1 protein-coding gene is annotated in these 961 nt (G+C 68.4%); it reads right to left on the bottom strand.

What is annotated here, in order from left to right; translation table 11 throughout:
- On the bottom strand, positions 1 to 961 hold a 961-nt coding region (locus AC01FP_RS17860; RefSeq protein ID WP_474482119.1), incomplete at both ends, for a Kae1-like domain-containing protein.

The following is a 961-nucleotide window of genomic DNA, read 5'->3' as shown; positions in this document are numbered from 1 at the left end:
GCCGGCTGTGCGTAGCTGGCGTGCCACCCTTTCATGCAGCACGCGGTTCTGAAACACACCGCCGCTGAGCGCCACGGTGCGAAGCGGCGGGCTGTGCTCGGGCCGCTGTGCGATCTTGTCGACCATTCGGCAGATCACCTGGGCGAGGCCCTTGTGGAAGCGCGCGGCCATGGTCGGCACCGGCGTCTTCAGCACCAGGTCGCCCAGCAGTGCCGTCCACATGGCCAGCGGTTCAACGTAGGGCAGGTTGCTGCCCTTCAAGCGCGGGATGCCGAAGGGGTAGCCAAGTTCTTCGTCCTCGTGCTCCAACACTTCATGGTCGACCTGAGCTTCCAGCTGGACCGCGCCTTGCCCTTCGTACGCAGCTTGGTCGCGGCACAGTCCCATGGCGGCTGCCACGGCATCGAAGAGGCGCCCACACGAACTGGCCTGTGGCGAGTTCACGCCCTTGGCCAGCATGCCGTCGAGCAGCGAACGCGGTTTGGCTTCGAGGTAGCCGTACAGCTCAAGCTCCGCGTAGTTCATCGCAAACGTGGGCCACTTCAGTTCGGCCATCAGGTGCGCGTAGGTGTTGCGCCAGGGCTCGCGCATGGCCTGCTCGCCGCCCAGCAGCGCCACGGGCTTGAAGGTGCCGCCGCGCCGGAAGTGGCGGTAGTCGGCCACGGCGAACTCACCGCCCCACAAGCCGCCATCCTCGCCATAGCCCAAGCCGTCCAGCGCCACGCCCACCACCGGGCCGGCGTCGAGCGGCCAGCCGTTCTCGGCCAGGCAAGCGGCGATGTGGGCGTGGTGGTGCAGCACCTCTTCCGGCGCACCGCCGCTGGCACGGGCATGCTTGGTGGACAGGTACTCGGGGTGGGCGTCGCAGGCCAGCAGTTCGGGCTTGAAACCGAAGTGGCCCTGCAGGTCGGCCAGCGCGCGCTGCCAGTCGGCGTGGGTGGCGGCGTCTTCGAGGTCGCCG

Source organism: Cyanobium sp. NIVA-CYA 375 (assembly GCF_056108345.1).
The sequence above is the reverse complement of the archived record's forward strand: the minus strand, read 5'-3'. Positions and strand labels throughout refer to the sequence as shown.